This window comes from Pseudonocardia adelaidensis, assembly GCF_039543345.1.
Classification (GTDB): Bacteria; Actinomycetota; Actinomycetes; order Mycobacteriales; family Pseudonocardiaceae; genus Pseudonocardia; species Pseudonocardia adelaidensis.
The window spans coordinates 1-18,372 of the sequence record NZ_BAABJO010000044.1 but is presented as its reverse complement, the minus strand read 5'-3'; the positions used below and the strand labels follow the sequence as shown (position 1 = coordinate 18,372).

Genomic DNA, 18,372 nt, shown 5'->3' with positions numbered 1-18,372 from the left:
AGCACAGCGCGTCCGCGAAGCGGTCGTCCGAGCGTCAGCGAGGGCGGGCGGTGAGCGTTCTCGTGCGGATCCGTTCCGTCGCGCCGTCGCTGCGCCCGGCACAGCGCCGGGTGGCCGATGCGGTGCTGCGGGACCCCGCCGGCACCGCGGAGCTGCCGATCGGGCGGCTCGCGCAGCGGTGCGCGACGTCGGCGGCCACGGTGATGCGGTTCTGCCGGTCGGCGGGCTTCCAGGGCTATCCCGAGCTGCGGCTCGCGCTCGCGCGTGAGACCGGGAGGGAGGCCGCGGGCGACGGCCCCGTGCTCTCGCCGGACATCGACCGCGACGACTCGCTCGCCGACGTCGTGGCGAAGATCGCGTTCAGCGACGCGGCAGCCGTGCAGGACACGGCCGCCAACCTTGACCTGGACGCCCTCGCCGCGGCCGTCGATGCCGTGGCGACGGCGCGGCGGATCGACGTCTACGGCATCGGGGCGAGCGGTTTCGTCGGGCAGGACCTCCACCAGAAGCTGCACCGCATCGGGTTGCTGGCGTTCGCGTGGCCCGATCCGCACGCCGCGCTCACCTCCGCCGCCCTGCTGGACGCCGGCTGCGTCGCGATCGGCATCTCCCACACCGGGTCCACCGTCGACACCGTCGACGCGCTGCGCGCCGCCCGGGAGTCCGGCGCGCGCACGATCGCGATCACGAACTTCGTGCCGTCCCCGCTGACCGCGCACGCCGACCTCGTGCTCACCACCGCCGCCCGGGAGACGACCTTCCGTTCCGGGGCGATGGCGAGCAGGATCGCGCAGCTGGCCGTGATCGACTGCCTGTTCGTCGGCGTGGCGCAACGCTCGTACGACCGGACGACGACCGCGCTGAACCGCACGTACCGGGCGGTGCGCTCCCGCCGGCTCACGGGGGAGGCCCCGGGCTGAGGCTGCTGCTCAGCCACGGGTTGGCGCTGCGATGCAGAGCATCAGATGCGTGCGCACCACCGTGAACCTCGATGACGACGTCCTTCTGGCGGTGCAGGAGCGCGCACGGCGGGAACGCCGCAGCGTGGGCGAGGTCCTCTCGGAACTGGCTCGTCAGGCGCTCACCGAGGGGGTCCCCGCGCAGAGGTGAGCAGGCCTGCTCCACCGAGCACCGCGCGTTCTGGCCGTGTGACATCTCCCTGCTGGAGGAGAAGGCCGCCGACCGGAGCCGGGTGCACGGTCCCCGTCAGGTGACCGATGCGTACCTGCTGGCGCTCGCCACGCACCATGGCGGCCGATTCGTCACGTTCGACCGGTCGGTGGCGCTGTCGGCCGTGCCCGCTGCAACCGCGGCCAACCTCGTCGTCCTCGGCGAGGAGTTCTCGACGGCGAGTTCGGAGGGCTCACGCGGGCCGGGGCGCCAGCAGCACCGGGCAGGGGGCGTGCTGGACGGCGCTGCAGCCCACCAGCCCGACGCGGGCCGGGATGCGGTGGCGGGGTCCGCCGAGCACGAGCAGGTCGGCGTCGAGCCCTTCGCCCACGAGCTCGTGCGGGTGCACCCTCAGCAGCCGGGGGACGACGCCGAGGCCCGGGGTCTCGGCCGTGAGCTGCTCGACGGCCGCGTCGAGGATCTCGTGCCCGCGGGCCAGCGCGTCGGTGAGCCCGACGCTGCGTTCTCCGAAGGAGAGCGGCACGGCGTGGACGGGCACGACATCGGCGTCGAGCACCGCGGCGGCGACGGCCGCCTCCGCGAGGACGGCGGCGTCGGACGGGACGTCGCGGATCGCGGCCACCACCCGTCCCGTGGGCGGGCGGTGCCCGTCGTCCGGGCCGATGACGAGGACGCTGCGCCCGGCGAGCGCGGCCACGGTGAGGAGCCGGTCCTCGGCTGCGCCCGGTGCGGGTTCGATCCGGACCTGGCGCCCGGACCGCCGGCAGGCGCGCGCCACCCAGTCCGGCACGTCCGGCTCGTGAGCCATGACGACCAGGTCCCCGGCGGGGCGGTACGGGGCTGTTGGCGGCGCGAGCGCGGACGTGCGCTGGCTCATCCAGGGGCTCCCTCTCGGCGGCTGGTCGCTCGCGGGTGCGTGTTCCGGTGAGCGACGGTGCTCCCCTTGTTCCCGCTGGGCCAGACCACTCGCCCGACTTCACCCGGAAGGGTGCCCGTCGATCGATAAGGGTCCGAGAGCGCCCTGAACAACTCGGGCCTCCTGCGCGACGCCCGGGCGGCGCCCTCGCCGCGTTGGACGTCCGCGCCGATACAACAGCGGTATCGGCGCGAACGTCCGCCTTGCGATGACACCACCTGGACGCCGCTCGCTACGGCCGGAGTTGTTCAGGACCTCCTAGGCCTTTGCCAGCTCCCGGACGTACGCGATCCCGTCGCGCAGCCGCTCGCGCAGCGGGGCCTCGGTGGAGAAGTCCTCCAGCGACACCCAGCCCTGGTAGCCGACGCCCGCGAGCGCGTCGAAGAGCCGCTGCAGCGGGGCGGCGCCCGTGCGCATGGGTGCCCACTCCCAGCGCCACGGCGGCGACGCGTCCGGCGCGGGCCGCAGCACCGCGTTCTTCACGTGCACGTGGGCGAGGTGGTCGCCGAGGATCTCCAGGCTCCACGGGTCGAACTCGTAGCCCTCGCGCACCATGTTCCCGACGTCGTGGATCACGCCGACGGCGCGCGGGTCGACGCCGTCGAGGAAGCGGGCCGCGGCGGACGCGCTGGAGACGATCGACTGGTGGTGCAGCTCGAGCAGCGCCTGTACGCCGTGCCGCAACGCGAGCTCGGCGACTGCCCGGTACTCCTCACGACGGCGGGCGAACGTCTCCCGGTAGCCCTCCGGCCCGGGCGCGCCGACCTGCACGCGCATCCGGGGCGCCCCCAGCGCCGCGGCCCCGCGCATGAGGCGCTCCACTTCGTCGAGGTCGTCGCAGCGCGCATAGGGCCCGACAGCGGGGATCTCGAGGCCCGCGGCGCGGGTGAGCTCCCCGATCCGCGGCGCGTCGTCCGGGAAGCTCGACGCGGGCAGCGTGCAGCGGTTGCCGCGCCAGAAGCCGGGCGGGTCGTCGGTGGCCGGGTCGTCGGCCACGCGCCACTCGATCCCGTCGAACCCCAGCGCCGCCACCTCGCCGACGGCCTCGTCGGGCGTCCACTCCGGCAGGCTCACGGTGCAGACGGCGATCTTCATGTCCGCGAGTCTCGCACCGCGGCTCTCGTCGCTGCGGCGCCCGAGACGTCGGTCACAGGCGGCCCGCGGGGCCGGGCCGCTCGCCCCTTGCGGGCGCCACTCCGGCGAGCGATGATCGGCGACACCGACCGGATGCACGTGGTCGCGCAGCGTCAGTTTCGGGCCGTGGGGCGGCCCGAGGAGGGAGGCGTCGTGTCGGCCGATCAGGAGTACGGCGGTGACTACGGGTACGACCTCGCACACGAGGTGCACGCCGCGCTGGACCTCCCACGGCCACGGGTCGCACCGCAGACCACCGTGGTGGCCGGGACCGCGGGGTCGGTCACGGTCGACCTGCACGGAGACCTCGGCTACGACTCCGCCCACGAGGGAGGCAGCTAGGGGAGCGCCCTGAACAACTCGGGCCTACTGCGCGGCGCCCGGGCGGCGCCCTCGCCGCGTTGGACGTCCGCACCGGTACAACAGCGGTATCGGCGCGAACGTCCGCCTTGCGATGACACCACCTGGACGCCGCTCGCTCGGCCGGAGTCGTTCAGGACCCTCCTAGGCGCTGAACCGGGTGCGGCCCTCCGCCGCCAGCCGGTAGCGCAGCTGCTGCTCAGTGGCCTCGTCGTACTCGCGCGGCGTGAGGTAGATGGCGCGCGTCCCGTCGCTGACGCGGACGATGTCGCCGCGCTCGCCCTCCGGTGCGGGATGGCCGAGGGGGTTCTGCAGGAGCCGGGTGACCTCGAGCGGGCTCCCGCTCACGATGCCGGTCCGGCTTCCGGTGACCTTTCGGTGAACAGCACCTTGCCATTCTGCACCGGCCGGGCGAACTCCTGGTCCGTCCGCTCGTTCGGGGGTGGGCGCTGACCACCCCCGGCCGGATCGGGCGCCACTCGATCCGGCTAACGTCCGTCGCTACGCGCTCGATAGCCGGGTGGCTCCCGGGCGGGTGTCCGAGGGGGAGAGGACGTGAGGGGCGAGTGCCAGTGACCGGCTATGACTCTGTGACCGGCTATGACGTCGTGATCGTCGGTGGTGGGCCCGCCGGCTGCATCCTGGCCAACCGCTTGAGCGCCGACCCGTCGGTGCGGGTGCTGCTCCTCGAGGCGGGCGGGCCCGACCACTGGTGGGACCTGCGGATCCAGCTGCCGCTGGCGATGGGCTTCCCGGTCGGCAACCGCACCTTCGACTGGCGCTACGAGTCCGAGCCGGAGCCCGGGCTGGGGATGCGGCGCCTGCACCACCCGCGCGGGAAGGTCCTCGGCGGCTCCAGCAGCATCAACGGGATGCTCTACGAGCGCGGCCACCGGGCGAGCTACGACCGGTGGGCCCGCGAGGCCGGTTCGGAGGCGTGGGACTACGCGCACTGCGAGCCGTACTTCCGCCGCCTGGAGGGCTGCGTGGACGAGCCGCGCGGCACCGGCCGGGGCCGCAGCGGCCCGCAGGCGCTGAACCGCGGCCCCGCGGAGGGCCCGATCTTCGACGCCTTCTTCGAGGCGGCGCAGCAGGCGGGCTACAAGGTCGTCCCCGACGTGAACGACGACGCGCAGGAGGGGTTCTCCGCGCTGGACCAGGCGGTCCGGAACGGGAAGCGCGCGTCGGCTGCGGTCTCGTACCTGCACCCGGTGGAGAACAGGCCGAACGTCGACGTGGAGTGCCACGCGACGGTCAGCAAGGTCCTCTTCGAGGGCACGCGGGCCGTGGGCGTCCGCTACCGGGACCGCAACGGCCAGACGCACGATGTCCGGGCCTCCGAGACGATCCTGTCCGCGGGCGCGATCGCCACCCCGCAGATCCTGCAGCTCTCCGGCGTCGGCGACGGCGAGCACCTGCGCGGCCTCGGCATCCCGGTGGTCCACCACCTGCCCGGGGTGGGCGAGTCGCTGCAGGAGCACCTCGCCGTGCACGTCCAGCACCGGTGCACCCAGCCCGTCTCGATGTCGGCGATCCGCAACAAGTCGAAGTGGCCGGGCGTCGTCCTCGACGCGCTGGTGTTCGGCAAGGGGCCGGGCGCCCGCAACCCGATGCAGGCGGGCGGCTTCGTCTGCAGCGACTTCGCCGAGGGCGGCGAGCCGGACCTCATGTTCCTGCTCGCGCCGCTCGCCATGAACAGCTCCGACGAGTCCGTCGAGGTCAGCGCGCACGGCTACCAGATGCACGTCGGGGTGATGCGGTCGGAGGCTCGCGGCTCGGTGAAGATCGCCTCGCCGATTCCGGCGGTGCACCCGAAGATCCTGGTGAACTTCCTGTCCGACCCGAAGGACCGGGACCGGTGGATCAACGCCATCGAGCGGGCCCGCCACCTGCTCGGGCAGCCGGCGTTCCGCGACCTCGACGGGGGCGAGACGATCCCCGGGCCGCACGTGCGCAGCGGCGAGGAGGTCATGGCCTGGGTGCGGCGCACCGGCCGCGTGGGCTACCACCCCTCGTGCACCGCGGCGATGGGGCGCGGCGAGATGGCGGTGGTCGACCCCGACACCCTGCGGGTGCACGGCCTGGACGGGCTGCGGGTGGTCGACGCGTCGATCATGCCGTCGCTGACGAACGCCAACACCCTCGCGCCCACGATGATGATCGCCGAGAAGGCGGCCGACATCATCGCGGGCAAGGCCCCGCTCCCGCCCCGGCTGCCGGAGCGCCCGCGCCTCGTGCCGCGCCCCGAGACGCCGATCGTGCCGCCGTCGTCGCCTGCGTCGTCGGCGCTGCCGTCCGGCGCGTCGCTCTTCGCCGACCCGGGTGCGAACGTAAGCGCTTTCCGTTCTTGACACTTGCTGCAATGGTTTGCAGGCTGTGGTCAGCCGGCGAACGGGAGCAGCATGGCGGTCACGATCCACCAGGTGGCGAGGCGTGCCGACGTGTCGGTGTCCACCGTGTCCCGGGCGTTCACGATGCCCGACATGGTGAACGCCGCGACGCGCCGCAAGGTGCTGCAGGTGGCCGAGGAGCTCGGCTACCAGCCCAACCGCGCGGCGCGCGGGCTCGTCACCGGCAAGACCGGCAACATCGGGGTGGTCGTGCCCGACGTCGCCAACCCGTTCTTCTCGGCCATGCTCAAGGGCTGCACCGCACGGGCGCGCGAGGTGCGGCACGTGGTCTTCCTCGCCGACGCCGCGGAGGACCCGCGCGTGGAGGCCGAGGTCGTCGGCGCGATGGCGAAGCAGGTGGACGGGGTCGTGCTCTGCTCCCCGCGGATGCAGCCCTCCCAGCTCGAGCGGCTGGTCGGGTCCACGCCGCTGGTGCTGGTCAACAGCGACGAGGCGGGCCTGCCCGCGGTGCTCATGGACTCCGCCGACGGCGCGCGCCAGGCCGTCGAACACCTCGCCGCGCTCGGCCACCGGCGCGTCGCCCACCTCGGCGGGCCGCCGGCGTCGTGGGCGGGGCAGCAGCGGCTGCGCGGCCTGCGCGCCGCGGCCCCCGCGTGCGATGTCGAGGTGGTCGAGCTCGGCCCGTTCCCGCCCACGTTCCAGGGCGGGGTGCAGGCCGCCGACCTCGCGCTGGCCCGCGGCGTCACCGCGATCCTCGCCTTCAACGACCTGATGGCGGTGGGCGTGCTCAACCGGCTCGCCGCCCGCGGTGTGGCCGTGCCGCGGGACCTCAGCGTGGTCGGGTTCGACGACATCGAGATGTCGTCCATGACCACCGAGCCGCTCACCACGGTGCGGATGCCGGTGGAGACGGCCGGCCGCGCGGCCGTCGACCTGCTGCTCGACGGGCTCGACGCGCCGGACGAGCAGCAGGCCACGCACCGGTGGCTCCCCACACAGCTCATGGTGCGGTCCACCACGGCGCCACCTCGGCAGGATTCCGGCTCCGCCCACGTGCTGGCGGGCCGGTGATGGCGCGTCGCTCGAATCGTCTCGGGTTCGCCGCGCTCTCCGACCTGCCCGCCGCGCAGCGCCCGCTGGTCGACCCGCGCTCGCTCGGCACCGGCGTCGTGCACCTCGGCATCGGCGCCTTCCACCGTGCCCACCAGGCGGTCTTCACCGAGGAGGCGGTCGCGGCCGCGGGCGGTGACTGGGGGATCTGCGGGGTCACCCAGCGCAGCCGCGGCGTGCTCGACCAGCTGCAGCCCCAGGACGGCCTCTACTCGGTGCTCGTCCGGGGTGAGAGCACCTCGCTGCGGGTGGCCGGCGCCGTGCGCGACCTGCTGTTCGCCGCCGAGGAGGGGGAGCGGCTGCAGACCCTGCTCGCCGCGCCGACCACGCGTCTGGTCACGCTCACCGTCACCGAGAAGGGCTACCGGCACGATCCGGCCACCGGCAGGCTGCGCCGCGCCGATCCCGACGTCGTCGCCGACCTCGCCGGGCAGGGCCTGCCCCGCACGGTCGTGGGGCAGCTGGTGCGCGGCCTGCAGGCCCGCCGGGCCGCCGACGCCGGCCCGATCACGCTGCTGTCCTGCGACAACCTGCCGGCCAACGGCGAGGTGCTGCGCGGGCTCGTGACGGAGTTCTGCGAGGCGCTCCCCGACGGCGGGTCCCTCGCGGCCTGGGTCGCCGAGTCGGTGGCGTTCCCGTCGTCGATGGTCGACCGGATCGTCCCGGCCACCACCGACGAGGACCGCGCCGAGGCCGCCCGCCTGCTCGGTTACGAGGACCGGGGCGTCGTCGTCACCGAGCCGTTCCGGCACTGGGTGGTGGAGGACCGGTTCGCCGCGGGCCGCCCGGCGTGGGAGCGCGCCGGTGCCGTGCTCACCGCGGACGTCGCGCCGTACGAGGCGATGAAGCTGCGGCTGCTCAACGGCAGCCACTCCACCCTCGCCTACCTCGGCGCACTGGCCGGGCATACCCACGTCGCCGACGCCATGGCCGACCCGTGCATCGCCGGCGTCGTCGCCCACCTCATGGCCGACGACGTCGAGCCCACCCTCGCCGTCCCCGACGGGTACGACGTGGCCGCCTACCAGCGGGAGCTGATCGAGCGCTTCCACAACCCGGCGCTGCGCCACCGCACCGTCCAGATCGCGATGGACGGCACGCAGAAGCTCCCGCAGCGCCTGCTCGGCACGATCGCCGACCGACTCGCGGCAGGCGCCGAGCCCCGCTTCGCCTGCCTGGGCGTGGCGGCCTGGATGCGCTACGTCTGCACCGCGGACACCGTGGACGACCCCATGGCCCACCGCCTGAAGGAGCTCACTGGCCACGCCGCGACCCCGGAGGCGGTGGTGGAGGCCCTCCTGTCGCTCAGGGAGGTCTTCGGCGATGAGCTGCCGGCGAACGAGCGCTTCCGCGCCCTGGTGACGGACGCGCTGGAGGCCCTGACGAAGGGCGGCGTCCCCGCGGCGACAGCCCTCTGAGCCCACTCCGCTCGCATGTACGGCCGCCGACCTCGCGCGGATGCTCCCGTTCGAGCTGGCCGTGGTGGTGGCCGACTCCGCGATGTTCTACAAGCGCCCGGATCGCGTGGAGCTGAGTGACCTCATCGACGTGCTGGAGGCCGTCCCTCGCCGGCCGGGCACGCGGTCGGCGAGACGCGCGATCGAGTTCTCCAACGGCCTCGGTGAGAGCGTCGGGGAGTCCCGCAGCCGGGTGGCGATCGCCGCCGCGGGCCTGCCCGTGCCGGTGCTGCAGTGGGAGGTCCGCGCCTCGGCCACGGGCGCGTTCATCGGACGCGTGGACGTCGGCCGGCCCGAGCTGCGCACCGTCGGCGAGTTCGACGGCCTCGTCAAGTACGGGCGGACGCTGCGTCCCGGGCAGGACGTGGCCGAGGTCCTGGTCGCCGAGAAGATGCGGGAGGACGCGCTGCGCGACGAGGACCTCGGCGTGGTCCGCTGGATCTGGTCGGACCTGTCGAATTTCGGTCCCACGGCGAAGCGGATCCGTTCCCGCTTCCGCCCGATCTGACCACTCCGCACACCCGCTGCCGACTTCGCACAAGGCCGGCCTTGTGCGAAGTCGGTGCTGGATGTGCGGAGTGCGTTAGCGGGGGGCGTAGGCCTCCCTCGGGATCGTCGTGCTCAGGTCCACCGCTGTTTCCAGGGCCTCGTCCAGGGAGAGCTGGCCGTTCGCCACCAGTTGGGCGAGGTAGCCGCTGTCGACGCGCCTCGCCAGGTCGTGGCGCGCGGGGATGGAGGCGAAGGCTCGCGTGTCGTCGACGAAGCCGGCCGTGTTGTAGAAGCCCGCGGTCTCGGTGACGGCCTCGCGGAAGCGCCGCATGGCGTGCGGGCTGTCCAGGAACCACCACGGCACGCCCAGGCGCATCGACGGGTACACGCCGGCCAGTGGCGCGAGCTCGCGGGAGTAGGTGGTCTCGTCGATGGTGAAGACGACGCACCGGAAGCCGGGGTCGGTGCCGAAGGCGGAGAGCATCGGGCGCAGCCCGCGGGTGAAGTCGACGGGCAGCGGGATGTCGAAGCCCTTGTCCGTGCCGAAGCGGTCGTGGACGTCCGGGTGGTGGTTGCGCAGGACGCCGGGGTGGATTTGCATGACGAGGCCGTCGTCGCGGCTCATCCGGGCCATCTCGAAGAGCATGTGCGCGGCGAACGCGTCGGCGGCCGCGGGCTCCACGGACCCGGCGAGGGCCGCGGCGTAGATCCGCTCGGCGTCGGCGCGGTCGAGCGGGGTGGTGTCGGCGGTGGTGTGGCCGTGGTCGGTGGCGAGCGCCCCGAGCCTGCGGAAGTGCTCGCGGCGCTGCTCCAGGGCCGCGAGGTAGCCGGCGTAGGTGTCGACGGCGGTGCCGGCGGCCTCCCCGAGCTCCTCGACGTCCCGCTTCCAGGTGGGCCGGTGCAGGTGCACCAGCGCGTCGGGGCGGAAGGTCGGCACGACGCGCCCGTCCCAGTCGCTCGCGGCGATCGCGGCGTGCGCGTCGAGGCTGCTGGCGGGCGCGTCGGTGGTGGCGAGGACCTCCAGGTTGAACCGGTCGAACAGCGACCGGGGCCGGAACTCGGGGCGGGCGATGCAGGAGGCGATCCGGTCGTAGATCGCGTCGGCGGTCTCGGCGGACGGCTGCACGTCCACCCCGAACACGTCGTGCAGCTCCTGCTCGAGCCAGAACCGCGACGGCGTCCCGCGGAACAGGTGCCACCCGGCGCAGAACCGGCGCCAGATCGCCCGGCCGTCGGTCTCGACGGGGCCGCCGTCGCGACGGGGCACGCCGAGCTCCTCGGGCCGGACGCCCTGGGAGACGAGCATGCGGGTGACGTAGTGGTCGGGCACGACGAGCAGCTGCGCGGGGTCCGGGAACGGTTCGTCGTCGGCGAGCACGGACGCCTCGACGTGGCCGTGCATGCTGATCAGCGGCAGGTCGCGGACGGCGGCGAAGATCTCGCGGGCGACGGCCCGCACGCCCGGGTCGGTGGGCAGGATGCGGTCGTCGTCGAGTTCCAGCGGTCGAGCGGGCATGTCAGAGCTCCAGGATGTCATCGGCCCGGACCGGCAGGCCGGTCTCGAACGAGCGGTTGGCGGCGAGGCCGGTGAGCAGCGACAGTGCGCCGTCGCGGTGGGTGGACGCGCGCCCGAGCGGGTCCTCGACGGGCTGCCCGCCGAAGATGTCGGACAGCATCCGCTCGTCGCCGCCGCCGTGGCCGCCGCTGGTGTCGGGCAGATCGAGGTCCTCGGGCTTCTCCCAGTGCTTGCGCAGGGTGAGCCGGGCGCCGCGCTCCGGCTCGGGCCGGACCTCCGTGCCGGGCCGCCCGTGCAGGGCCTCCCCCGCGACCGTGCCCGCGGTGCCGGGGTCGACGAACGAGTTCTCCATGACGTCGAGCTCGAGGCGTCCGGCGCTGCCGTTGAACCCCACCCGGTAGCCCTCCCACGGCGAGTAGGCCGTGAGGTGGTAGCTCATCGTGGCGCCGCTGCGGTAGCGGACGGCAACGGCCATGTCGTCCTCGATCGTGATGCCGGGCCCGAAGACGTTCTGGTCGCGGTGGTAGCCGTCCTCGTGCTCGGCGTCCAGGTAGAGCGCGGTCATCGTCGGGTTGTCGGCGAGCTTCAGCGCGAACGGGTCGTCGGCGGCCTCGGGTGCGCCGTGAGCGCGGGCGTAGGGCCGGGCGATGCCGCGGCGGTTGCCGTTCTCGTCGCCGTAGAAGAACAGCCGCCCGAGCCCGTAGACGACCTCGGGGGAGGAGGCGATCCACCAGTTGACCAGGTCGAAGTGGTGGGTGGCCTTGTGGACCATGAGCCCGCCGGAGTTGGCCTTGTCGCGGTGCCAGCGGCGGAAGTAGTCGGCGCCGTGGCGGGTGTCGAGCAGCCACTCGAAGTGCACGGAGCCGATCTCGCCGATCGCGCCCGCCGCGATCACCTCGCGGACCCGCGCGTGCAGCGGGTTGTAGCGGTAGTTGAAGGTGACGGTGATCTTGCGGCCGGTCTCGGCCTGCACGTCGAGGATCCGCCGGCAGCGCTGCGCGTCGGTGGTCATCGGCTTCTCGGTGATCACGTCCCGGCCGGCGCGCAGCGCGGCGACGATGTACTCGTCGTGGGTGCGGTCGATCGAGGTGACGATCACGGTGTCGACGCGCTCCGCGTCCAGCATCCGGCCGAAGTCCTGGGCGCGGTAGGTCGCGACGGCCGGCAGGCCGCGCTCGACGACGGTGCGGTTGTGCACGTCCATGCGGGTCTGGTTGACGTCGCAGAATGCGACGAGCTGCGCCGTGTCGACGTGCGCGCGGGTGAGCGCGTCGACGAACATCTGGGCGCGGCCGCCGAGGCCGACGATCGCGTAGCGGGGGCGCGGCGAGCTCGCGGCGCTGGGGGACATGCACACTCCCTTGCGGTAGCCGCCTGCAAAGGGTTGCAAGGCGGCGGTTCGGCTGAGCGGGCAGCTCACGGCGTTGTGGGAACCGCTGCCGAGGCGGCTGCCGGACCCATGATGCAAACGGCTGAAAAAAACCGCAAGACGTTGTTGACGTCGCGCCCCCGGCTCTGAACTAATTGCCCGACGAGCCAGGCCCTGTGCTCGCCGCCACAGGGGTGGCCGAACCGGGCCAGTGTGATCGAAGGAGCTCCCATGGCCATCATCGGGTCCGCCCGATCCCTGCGCGCCCTGCTGGCGGGCGCCGCGGCGCTCACGGTCCTCGCCACCGCGGCGTGCGGCGGCGGGTCGCGTTCGAGCGACCAGCAGGCGGGCGGCCCGCCCGAGCGCGAGCAGCCGGTGCAGCTGGCGGTCACCTGGTGGGGCGGCCCCGCGCGGGCAGAGCTCACGCAGAAGGTGCTCGACCTCTACACGCAGAAGCACCCGAACGTCACGTTCACCACGCAGTGGCAGGGCTACTCGGGCTACTACGACAAGGTCAACACCACCGCTGCGGGCCGCAACGCGGCCGACATCATCCAGATCGACAACCGCGTGCTGCGCGAGTACGCGAACAAGGGGCTGATCGCTCCGCTCGACGCGTGGGTCGGCAACACGCTGCAGGTCGACGGCATCGACCCCAAGCTGATGGACACCGGCAAGGTCGACGGCAAGCTCTACGCCGTCCCGCTCGCCGCCAACACGGGCGCCTTCGTCGTGGACAAGACGGTGGTGGAACCGCTCGGCCTGCTGCCCCCGGAGACCGGCTGGGCGTCGTGGGACGAGTTCGGCAGCTGGGCCGCGAAGGTCACCCAGGCCACCGGCCAGGCGCCGTGGGCCTTCCGGGACGAGAGCGCGAGCATGTCGGTGTTCGAGTTCTGGCTGCGCCAGCAGGGCAAGGAGCTCTACGACGGCCAGAAGCCCGGATTCACCACCGAGGACGTCACGAAGTGGTTCGAGATGTGGGCCGGGTTCCGCGCGAGCGGCGGGGCGTCGCCCGCCGAGGTCGCCCAGCCCGCCAACGGCGGTGACATCTCGAAGAACACCGTCCTCACCAAGCAGACCGCGGGCACGTTCAGCTACGACAACCAGCTCACCGAGATCGCCAAGGGCACCGACCACCAGCTGGTGCTGGTGCCGATGCCCGGCTCGCAGACCGGCGCGTACGCCCGGCCGTCGCAGTTCTTCACGGCCTACGCGAAGGGCGACAACGCCGCCACCGCCGTCGACGTCATCAACTTCTTCGTCAGCGACCCGGAGGCCGGCGCGATCCTCGGCACCGAGCGCGGCCTGCCACCCAACAAGCAGGTGCGCGACGCGATCTCGCCGAAGTTCGACGACCAGCTGAAGGGCGTGCTCGCGTTCGACGAGCGGGTCACGGCCCAGGCCGGTCCCACCCCGCCGGTGCCGGCCCAGGGCGACTCGCAGATGACCCGGCTGCTGCAGGCCTCGGCGGAGAACGTCGGGTTCGGCCGCCAGTCCCCGGCCGACGGGGCCGCGGAGTTCGTCGCACAGGCCACGGCCGAGCTCGAGCGCGCGGCCAGCTGACGGGAGTTGCGCCGATGGTGACGGCAGTATCCGAGACGTCCACCGCCCGACCGGAAAGCGCTCCCCGTGGATGGCGGGTACGTCGGAAGGAGGCCGTGGCGGGCTACGTCTTCCTCGGTCCGTGGCTGCTCGGCCTCTTCGGCATCACGCTGCTGCCGATGCTCTACTCGCTCTACCTGAGCTTCACCGACTACGACCTGCTGCAGGACCCGGAGTGGGTGGGCCTGGAGAACTACGAGCGGATGTTCACCGGCGACCCGCAGTTCTGGAGCTCGGTGAAGGTCACCCTGCTGTTCGCGGTCACGTCGGTGCCGCTCAAGCTCGCCGTCGCGCTCGGCGTCGCGCTGCTGCTGTACCGCAGCCGCCGCGGCGTCGGGCTCTACCGCTCGCTGTACTACGTGCCGTCGCTCCTGGGCGGCAGCGTCGCGATCGCGATCGTGTGGCAGACGCTGTTCGGCGGCCAGGGCGCGATCAACGCGGTGCTCGCCTTCTTCGGCGTCGAGGGCCGGGCCTGGATCGCCGACCCGGCCACCGCCCTGGGCACGCTCGTGCTCCTCGCGGCCTGGCAGTTCGGTGCCCCCATGGTGATCTTCCTGGCCGGGCTCAAGCAGATCCCGGCGGAGATGTTCGAGGCCGCCGCGCTCGACGGCGCCGGTCGGTTCACGCAGTTCTGGCACGTCACGCTGCCGCTGCTGTCCCCGGTGCTGTTCTTCAACCTGGTGCTGGAGACGATCGCCGGGTTCCAGAGCTTCACCGCGGCGTTCGTCATCAGCGGCGGCATCGGCGGCCCGGCCGACTCCACGTTGCTCTACACGCTCTACCTGTACCTGCGCGGCTTCGGCGACTTCCAGATGGGCTACGCCTCGGCGATGGCCTGGGTGTTCCTCGTGGCGCTCGGGATCATCACCGCGATCGTCTTCCGCAGCGGCTCGCTCTGGGTCCACTACGCCGACGAGGGGGACCGCTGATGGCCACCACCACCGCCGTCGCACCGGTCGGCTCCTCCCCGGCGGCGCCGGGCCCGGTCGGGCGGAAGCGGGGCCCCTGGTACGAGGGCGCCACCGCGCACGTCGTGCTGATCGCGATCCTGCTCGTCACGCTCTACCCGATCGCCTACATGATCGGTACGTCGTTCAAGGCGCCGGACGAGATCCTCAACAACGTCAACGTGTTCCCCGGCGATTTCAGCCCCGGCAACTACGCGGACGGCTGGGCGGGCATCCCGGGCATCACGTTCGGCCGGTTCTTCCTCAACAGCGCCGTGATCGCCATCGGCGTCGTCGTCGGCAACGTGGTGGCCTGCTCGCTCGCCGCGTTCGCGTTCGCGCGCCTCAGTTTCCCGCTGCGCGGCCTCTGGTTCACACTCATGATCGGCACCCTGCTGCTGCCGCACCACGTGCTGATCGTGCCGCAGTACGTGCTGTTCAACAGCCTGGAGTGGATCAACACGCCGCTGCCGCTGATCGTGCCGAAGTTCCTCGCCACCGAGGCGTTCTTCGTGTTCCTCATGGTGCAGTTCATGCGCGGCATCCCGCGCAGCCTCGACGAGGCGGCCGAGATCGACGGGTGCGGCCCCTACCGGCGGTTCTTCTTCGTGGTGCTGCCGCTCACCAAGCCCGCGCTCGTCACCACCGCTGTGTTCTCGTTCATCTGGACCTGGAACGACTTCTTCACCCAGCTCGTCTACCTCAACGACCTCGAGTCCTACACCGTGCCGATCGGGCTGCGGCTGTTCCTCGACTCGAGCGGGCAGGCCGCGGTGGCCCCGATGTTCGCGATGTCGGTGCTGTCGCTGGTGCCGGTGTTCCTGTTCTTCCTGGTGTTCCAGCGGCTCATCGTGGACGGGATCAACACGAGCGGCATCAAGGGATGACCGCGGCGGTGTCCGCGGGGGGCTGGAAGGAACAGCTGCGCCGGGTCGGCGAGCTGGCCCTGCTCGGCATCGTCGCCGTCCTGGTGAGCCTCCCGGTGCTCACGCTCGGCGCCGCGGTGGCCACCGTGTCCACGGCCGTCGGGCACTGGGCCGACCACGACGACCTGCCGCCGTGGCGGGCGATGGGCGCCGAGTTCGTGCGGCGGCTGCTGCCCGGGATGCCGGTGGGCGTGGTCGCGGTGCTCGCGGTGTTCGTGGTCTCCCAGCAGGTCGCCTGGCTGCGCGCCGGTGTGGTACCCGGTGGCGGCGGCGTGCTGGTGTTGTTCGGGGTGGCCGTCGCGTGCCTGGCCGCCGTGGCGCTGCTCGCCGTGCCGCGGCTGGCCGGCCGGGGCACGTGGCGGGCCGCGCTGGCAGCCGGCTGGACCGACCTGCTGCGCGCCCCCGCCGCCGGACTCGCAGCCCTCTCCGTCACGGCGGTCGCCGTGCTGCTGGCGGTGCTCCTGCCCGGGGTGGTGCTGGTGCTCCCCGCACTGCTGGTGCTCGCGCTCCATGCCGTGCACCGCAGGCTGGTGCCGCCCCGTCCGTAGCTCTGCGTCGTCGTCAGCGCGAGGGACGAGCCTCCTCGTCGACGAGCGCACCTTCGGACTCCACGTGGCCGCGCACACCTCGGGGAGGATGTAGCGCGCGGCGAGGACCGCCATGGTCACAGAGTGTCAGTGGGAGATGCGGGGTGAAAGATCCAGGTGTCAGACTCGCGCCCATGCACGTCCCGCGCTTCTTCATCCGCCAGAAGATCACGATGATGGTCAACCGCTACGAGATCCGGGGCGCGGGCCCGGACGGCGGGGAGGGCCCGCTCCTCGCGTTCGCGCAGCAGAAACGCATGAAGCTGCGGGAGGAGGTCGTCTTCTACGCCGACGAGTCCCGGTCGCGGGCGGTGTTCTCCTTCAAGGCGCGCCAGCGGCTCGACGTGCACGCCGAGCACGACGTGCTCGACGAGCACGGCACCGCGATCGGCAACTTCCGCAAGGAGTTCGGCGCGAGCCTCCTGCGCTCGACCTGGACCATGGCCGGCCCGGGCTACGAAGCCGTCGGCAAGGAGCGCAGGCCGGTCCTGGCCGTCGTCCGCAGGGTGTGGGACTTCATCCCGTACCTCGGCGACATCTGGGTGCCGTTCGTCTTCCACTTCGACTTCGTGGACACCGCGACCGGGCAGCCGGTGCTCTCCAGCGAGCGGCGCAAGGCGATCCGCGACCGCTACGTCATCGACGTGCCCGACCCGCGCGTCGACTTCCGGGTGGCCGCGTCGATGGCGGTGGCGCTCGACGCGCTGCAGTCGCGGTGACCGGGAGGACCGGGTCCGGGAAGCGGCCGGGACGTGTTGCCGTCATCGGAGTCGGCATCCTCGGAGCCAGCGTGGGCTGGAACCTCGTCCGGCACGGCGCCGACGTGGTTCTCGTCGACGCGGGCCGGCCGGGCGAAGGGGTCACCAACTGGTCCTTCTCGTGGGTCAACGCCGGCAACAAGACGGCGCGCAAGTCCTACTTCGACCTGAACGTCGCGGGCATGGCGGCGTACCGGGAGCTCGCCCGGACCATCGGGTCGGACTCGTGGTGGTATCCCAGCGGCCACCTGCGCTGGGCCGATGATCCCGCGGCCGAGGCGAAGCTCCTGGAGACGGCCGGACTGCTGGCCGGCTGGGACTACCGGGTCGAGGTGTCCACGGGTGCCGAGGTGCGCCGCCGCCTCGAACCCGCCCTCACGGTGCCCGGCGAGGTTCCGGTGGTGTTCTACCCCGACGAAGCCTGGGTGCACGGACGCCATCTCGTCGGCCGCCTGGTCGGCCAGGCCGTCGCATCCGGCGCCGAGCACAGGTCCGGCACCGCGGTCCGGGACATCGGCACCGGTGCCGACGGGAGCATCCGGACGGTTGCCCTCTCCGACGGGAGCCGCCTCGACGTCGACGCCGTCGTGAACGCAGCAGGCCCCAGCGCCTCCCGCATCGCCGGGCTCGTCGGACGGCACCTGCCGATGCGCCGGGAACCCGGCGCCGTCACCCGTCTCGACTGCGCTCGGGTCCCGGTTCACCGCGCCATGCACGCGCCTCACGTCGAGATCCGTCCCGACGGGGACACCTCCGTGGTCCTCCACAGCCGCGACGTCGACGCACTCATCGACACGGGCGAGAACCGGCGGAACTCGGACGGCTGCTCCACGAATCGGCGCGGCGCGTCGTTCCCGCGCTCGGCAATTCCGGCATCGCAGAGACACGGGTGGCCGAACGGCCCATCCCGGCCGACGGATTCCCCTCGGTGGGAGCGGTGCCGTCCGTGCCGGGCTACTACGAGGCCGTTACGCACAGCGGCATCACGCTCGGTCCGGTGATCGGCAGGCTGCTCGCCACGGAGATCGCCAGCGGGAAGGGGGAGGAGATGCTCGCCGACTTCCGCCCGGAGCGGTTCCCGAGGTAGGTCGAGGCGCGGGGCGATCATCAACGCGCTGCCGTCGCGCTGGGGCCGATCGGTCAGGAATCGAGAAGTGCCGGAGTCCGGGCCACTCGTAGCGTGACCGCCATGGCTACGAACGTGTCATTGCAGGTGAGCGCCATCATGCTGGGCGTCGAGGACCTGGACCGCGCCAAGAAGTTCTACGCCGATGGCCTGGGTTGCGAGATCGACCAGGACCATCGCGGCTTCGTCAGGTACAGCCTGGGCGACGGGTCGTCGAAGCTGGCGCTCTACGAACGGGAGGCGGCGGCACGGGACGCAGGCGTCTCGGCGGAGGGTTCCGGGTTCCGTGGCGTCTCGTTCCACTTCATCGCGGACTCGCGAGATGCGGTGGACGAGGTCATGCGGGCCGCGGAGGCCGCGGGCGGCACGGTGGTCAAGGCCGCGGCTGCCGTGCAGTGGGGGTATTTCGGCTACTTCAGCGACCCGGACGGCTATCTGTGGAAGGTCGCCACCGCGGCCTGACGGGAGTCATCCCTGAAGGAGCGGGGCCGGTCAACCCCTGTTCTTGTTGGTGATCTTTCTTCTTGCGGTTCCTCCGCCTGTTCTTGGGCGCGCCGGGGTGAGGCGTTGGGGTCAGGGATCGGCCCGGAGGG

19 protein-coding genes are annotated in these 18,372 nt (G+C 72.4%); 14 read left to right on the top strand and 5 right to left on the bottom strand.

The features are described from left to right. The first annotated feature begins 50 nt into the window (after positions 1-50). Together ABEA81_RS37730 and ABEA81_RS37725 are read left to right on the top strand one after the other, a co-directional pair. Positions 51-920, top strand: coding sequence for a MurR/RpiR family transcriptional regulator (locus tag ABEA81_RS37730; protein WP_345612098.1), 870 nt, complete (start codon positions 51-53; stop codon positions 918-920). 49 nt (positions 921-969) lie between these two features. Next, positions 970-1,110 carry a ribbon-helix-helix protein, CopG family gene (locus ABEA81_RS37725; protein WP_345612096.1) on the top strand — a complete coding sequence of 47 codons (141 nt, stop codon included), beginning with the start codon at positions 970-972 and terminating at the stop codon, positions 1,108-1,110. 253 nt (positions 1,111-1,363) lie between these two features. On the opposite strand, the gene ABEA81_RS37720 is transcribed toward ABEA81_RS37725, so the two are convergent. Continuing rightward, the gene (locus ABEA81_RS37720) at positions 1,364-2,008 is read right to left on the bottom strand and encodes a universal stress protein (protein WP_345612094.1); all 645 of its coding nucleotides are present in this window, start codon (positions 2,006-2,008) and stop codon (positions 1,364-1,366) included. A 297-nt stretch (positions 2,009-2,305) separates the two neighbouring features. Further along, a complete protein-coding gene (locus tag ABEA81_RS37715) occupies positions 2,306-3,142 on the bottom strand; it encodes a sugar phosphate isomerase/epimerase family protein (protein ID WP_345612093.1) in 837 nt (278 codons plus the stop codon). Between the two features lie 192 nt (positions 3,143-3,334). Here ABEA81_RS37715 and ABEA81_RS37710 point away from each other — a divergent pair, with 192 nt between their 5' ends. After that, positions 3,335-3,523, top strand: a complete 189-nt coding sequence (locus tag ABEA81_RS37710; RefSeq protein ID WP_345612091.1) for a hypothetical protein — start codon at positions 3,335-3,337, stop codon at positions 3,521-3,523. Positions 3,524-3,685: 162 nt separating this feature from the next. Here the strand turns inward: ABEA81_RS37710 and ABEA81_RS37705 are convergent, their stop codons facing one another. After that, a complete protein-coding gene (locus ABEA81_RS37705; protein ID WP_345612090.1) occupies positions 3,686-3,889 on the bottom strand; it encodes a hypothetical protein in 204 nt (67 codons plus the stop codon). A 242-nt stretch (positions 3,890-4,131) separates the two neighbouring features. Here ABEA81_RS37705 and ABEA81_RS37700 point away from each other — a divergent pair, with 242 nt between their 5' ends. The 4 genes from ABEA81_RS37700 to ABEA81_RS37685 are packed head-to-tail and all read left to right on the top strand — an operon-like array spanning position 4,132 to position 8,967. Next, complete coding sequence (locus ABEA81_RS37700; RefSeq protein WP_345612089.1) at positions 4,132-5,892, top strand: choline dehydrogenase; 1,761 nt, start codon at positions 4,132-4,134, stop codon at positions 5,890-5,892. 51 nt (positions 5,893-5,943) lie between these two features. After that, a complete protein-coding gene (locus tag ABEA81_RS37695) occupies positions 5,944-6,963 on the top strand; it encodes a LacI family DNA-binding transcriptional regulator (protein WP_345612087.1) in 1,020 nt (339 codons plus the stop codon). Continuing rightward, the gene (locus ABEA81_RS37690) at positions 6,963-8,420 is read left to right on the top strand and encodes a mannitol dehydrogenase family protein (RefSeq protein WP_345612085.1); all 1,458 of its coding nucleotides are present in this window, start codon (positions 6,963-6,965) and stop codon (positions 8,418-8,420) included. The genes ABEA81_RS37695 and ABEA81_RS37690 overlap by 1 nt, the downstream gene beginning before the upstream one ends. A gap of 40 nt (positions 8,421-8,460) precedes the next feature. Continuing rightward, positions 8,461-8,967, top strand: a complete 507-nt coding sequence (locus tag ABEA81_RS37685) for a hypothetical protein (RefSeq protein WP_345612082.1) — start codon at positions 8,461-8,463, stop codon at positions 8,965-8,967. A gap of 75 nt (positions 8,968-9,042) precedes the next feature. Here the strand turns inward: ABEA81_RS37685 and uxaC are convergent, their stop codons facing one another. Beyond that, positions 9,043-10,464, bottom strand: a complete 1,422-nt coding sequence (gene uxaC / locus ABEA81_RS37680) for a glucuronate isomerase (protein WP_345612080.1) — start codon at positions 10,462-10,464, stop codon at positions 9,043-9,045. Position 10,465: 1 nt separating this feature from the next. Beyond that, positions 10,466-11,815: a Gfo/Idh/MocA family oxidoreductase gene (locus tag ABEA81_RS37675; protein ID WP_345612078.1), complete on the bottom strand. Its 1,350-nt coding sequence runs from the start codon at positions 11,813-11,815 to the stop codon at positions 10,466-10,468. Between the two features lie 249 nt (positions 11,816-12,064). Between ABEA81_RS37675 and ABEA81_RS37670 the strand changes: the two genes are divergently transcribed. The 7 genes from ABEA81_RS37670 to ABEA81_RS37640 all read left to right on the top strand — a co-directional run bounded on the left by ABEA81_RS37670 (position 12,065) and on the right by ABEA81_RS37640 (position 18,241). Next, complete coding sequence (locus ABEA81_RS37670) at positions 12,065-13,396, top strand: ABC transporter substrate-binding protein (RefSeq protein ID WP_345612076.1); 1,332 nt, start codon at positions 12,065-12,067, stop codon at positions 13,394-13,396. 95 nt (positions 13,397-13,491) lie between these two features. Continuing rightward, positions 13,492-14,364, top strand: a complete 873-nt coding sequence (locus tag ABEA81_RS37665) for a carbohydrate ABC transporter permease (protein WP_345612074.1) — start codon at positions 13,492-13,494, stop codon at positions 14,362-14,364. After that, positions 14,364-15,269: a carbohydrate ABC transporter permease gene (locus tag ABEA81_RS37660; RefSeq protein ID WP_345612072.1), complete on the top strand. Its 906-nt coding sequence runs from the start codon at positions 14,364-14,366 to the stop codon at positions 15,267-15,269. The genes ABEA81_RS37665 and ABEA81_RS37660 overlap by 1 nt, the downstream gene beginning before the upstream one ends. Then, positions 15,266-15,856, top strand: coding sequence for a hypothetical protein (locus ABEA81_RS37655; RefSeq protein WP_345612070.1), 591 nt, complete (start codon positions 15,266-15,268; stop codon positions 15,854-15,856). Before ABEA81_RS37660 ends, ABEA81_RS37655 begins: the two co-directional genes overlap by 4 nt. A gap of 173 nt (positions 15,857-16,029) precedes the next feature. Further along, positions 16,030-16,614, top strand: coding sequence for an LURP-one-related/scramblase family protein (locus ABEA81_RS37650; protein WP_345612069.1), 585 nt, complete (start codon positions 16,030-16,032; stop codon positions 16,612-16,614). Beyond that, entirely contained in the window at positions 16,611-17,654 is a 1,044-nt protein-coding gene (locus tag ABEA81_RS37645; RefSeq protein WP_345612067.1) for an NAD(P)/FAD-dependent oxidoreductase, read from the top strand. Before ABEA81_RS37650 ends, ABEA81_RS37645 begins: the two co-directional genes overlap by 4 nt. A 188-nt stretch (positions 17,655-17,842) precedes the next feature. Further along, positions 17,843-18,241, top strand: coding sequence for a VOC family protein (locus ABEA81_RS37640; RefSeq protein WP_345612065.1), 399 nt, complete (start codon positions 17,843-17,845; stop codon positions 18,239-18,241). Positions 18,242-18,372: the final 131 nt, after the last annotated feature.

Excerpts from the sequence above, each read along its gene's own strand:
- ABEA81_RS37690 (WP_345612085.1), top strand. The coding sequence starts at position 6,963 with ATGGCGCGTCGCTCGAATCGTCTCGGGTTCGCCGCGCTCTCCGACCTG.
- uxaC (WP_345612080.1), bottom strand. The coding sequence starts at position 10,464 with ATGCCCGCTCGACCGCTGGAACTCGACGACGACCGCATCCTGCCCACC.
- ABEA81_RS37685 (WP_345612082.1), top strand. The coding sequence starts at position 8,461 with ATGCTCCCGTTCGAGCTGGCCGTGGTGGTGGCCGACTCCGCGATGTTC.
- ABEA81_RS37720 (WP_345612094.1), bottom strand. The coding sequence starts at position 2,008 with ATGAGCCAGCGCACGTCCGCGCTCGCGCCGCCAACAGCCCCGTACCGC.
- ABEA81_RS37675 (WP_345612078.1), bottom strand. The coding sequence starts at position 11,815 with ATGTCCCCCAGCGCCGCGAGCTCGCCGCGCCCCCGCTACGCGATCGTC.
- ABEA81_RS37640 (WP_345612065.1), top strand. The coding sequence starts at position 17,843 with ATGGCTACGAACGTGTCATTGCAGGTGAGCGCCATCATGCTGGGCGTC.
- ABEA81_RS37655 (WP_345612070.1), top strand. The coding sequence starts at position 15,266 with ATGACCGCGGCGGTGTCCGCGGGGGGCTGGAAGGAACAGCTGCGCCGG.
- ABEA81_RS37695 (WP_345612087.1), top strand. The coding sequence starts at position 5,944 with ATGGCGGTCACGATCCACCAGGTGGCGAGGCGTGCCGACGTGTCGGTG.
- ABEA81_RS37715 (WP_345612093.1), bottom strand. The coding sequence starts at position 3,142 with ATGAAGATCGCCGTCTGCACCGTGAGCCTGCCGGAGTGGACGCCCGAC.
- ABEA81_RS37670 (WP_345612076.1), top strand. The coding sequence starts at position 12,065 with ATGGCCATCATCGGGTCCGCCCGATCCCTGCGCGCCCTGCTGGCGGGC.
- ABEA81_RS37650 (WP_345612069.1), top strand. The coding sequence starts at position 16,030 with ATGCACGTCCCGCGCTTCTTCATCCGCCAGAAGATCACGATGATGGTC.
- ABEA81_RS37660 (WP_345612072.1), top strand. The coding sequence starts at position 14,364 with ATGGCCACCACCACCGCCGTCGCACCGGTCGGCTCCTCCCCGGCGGCG.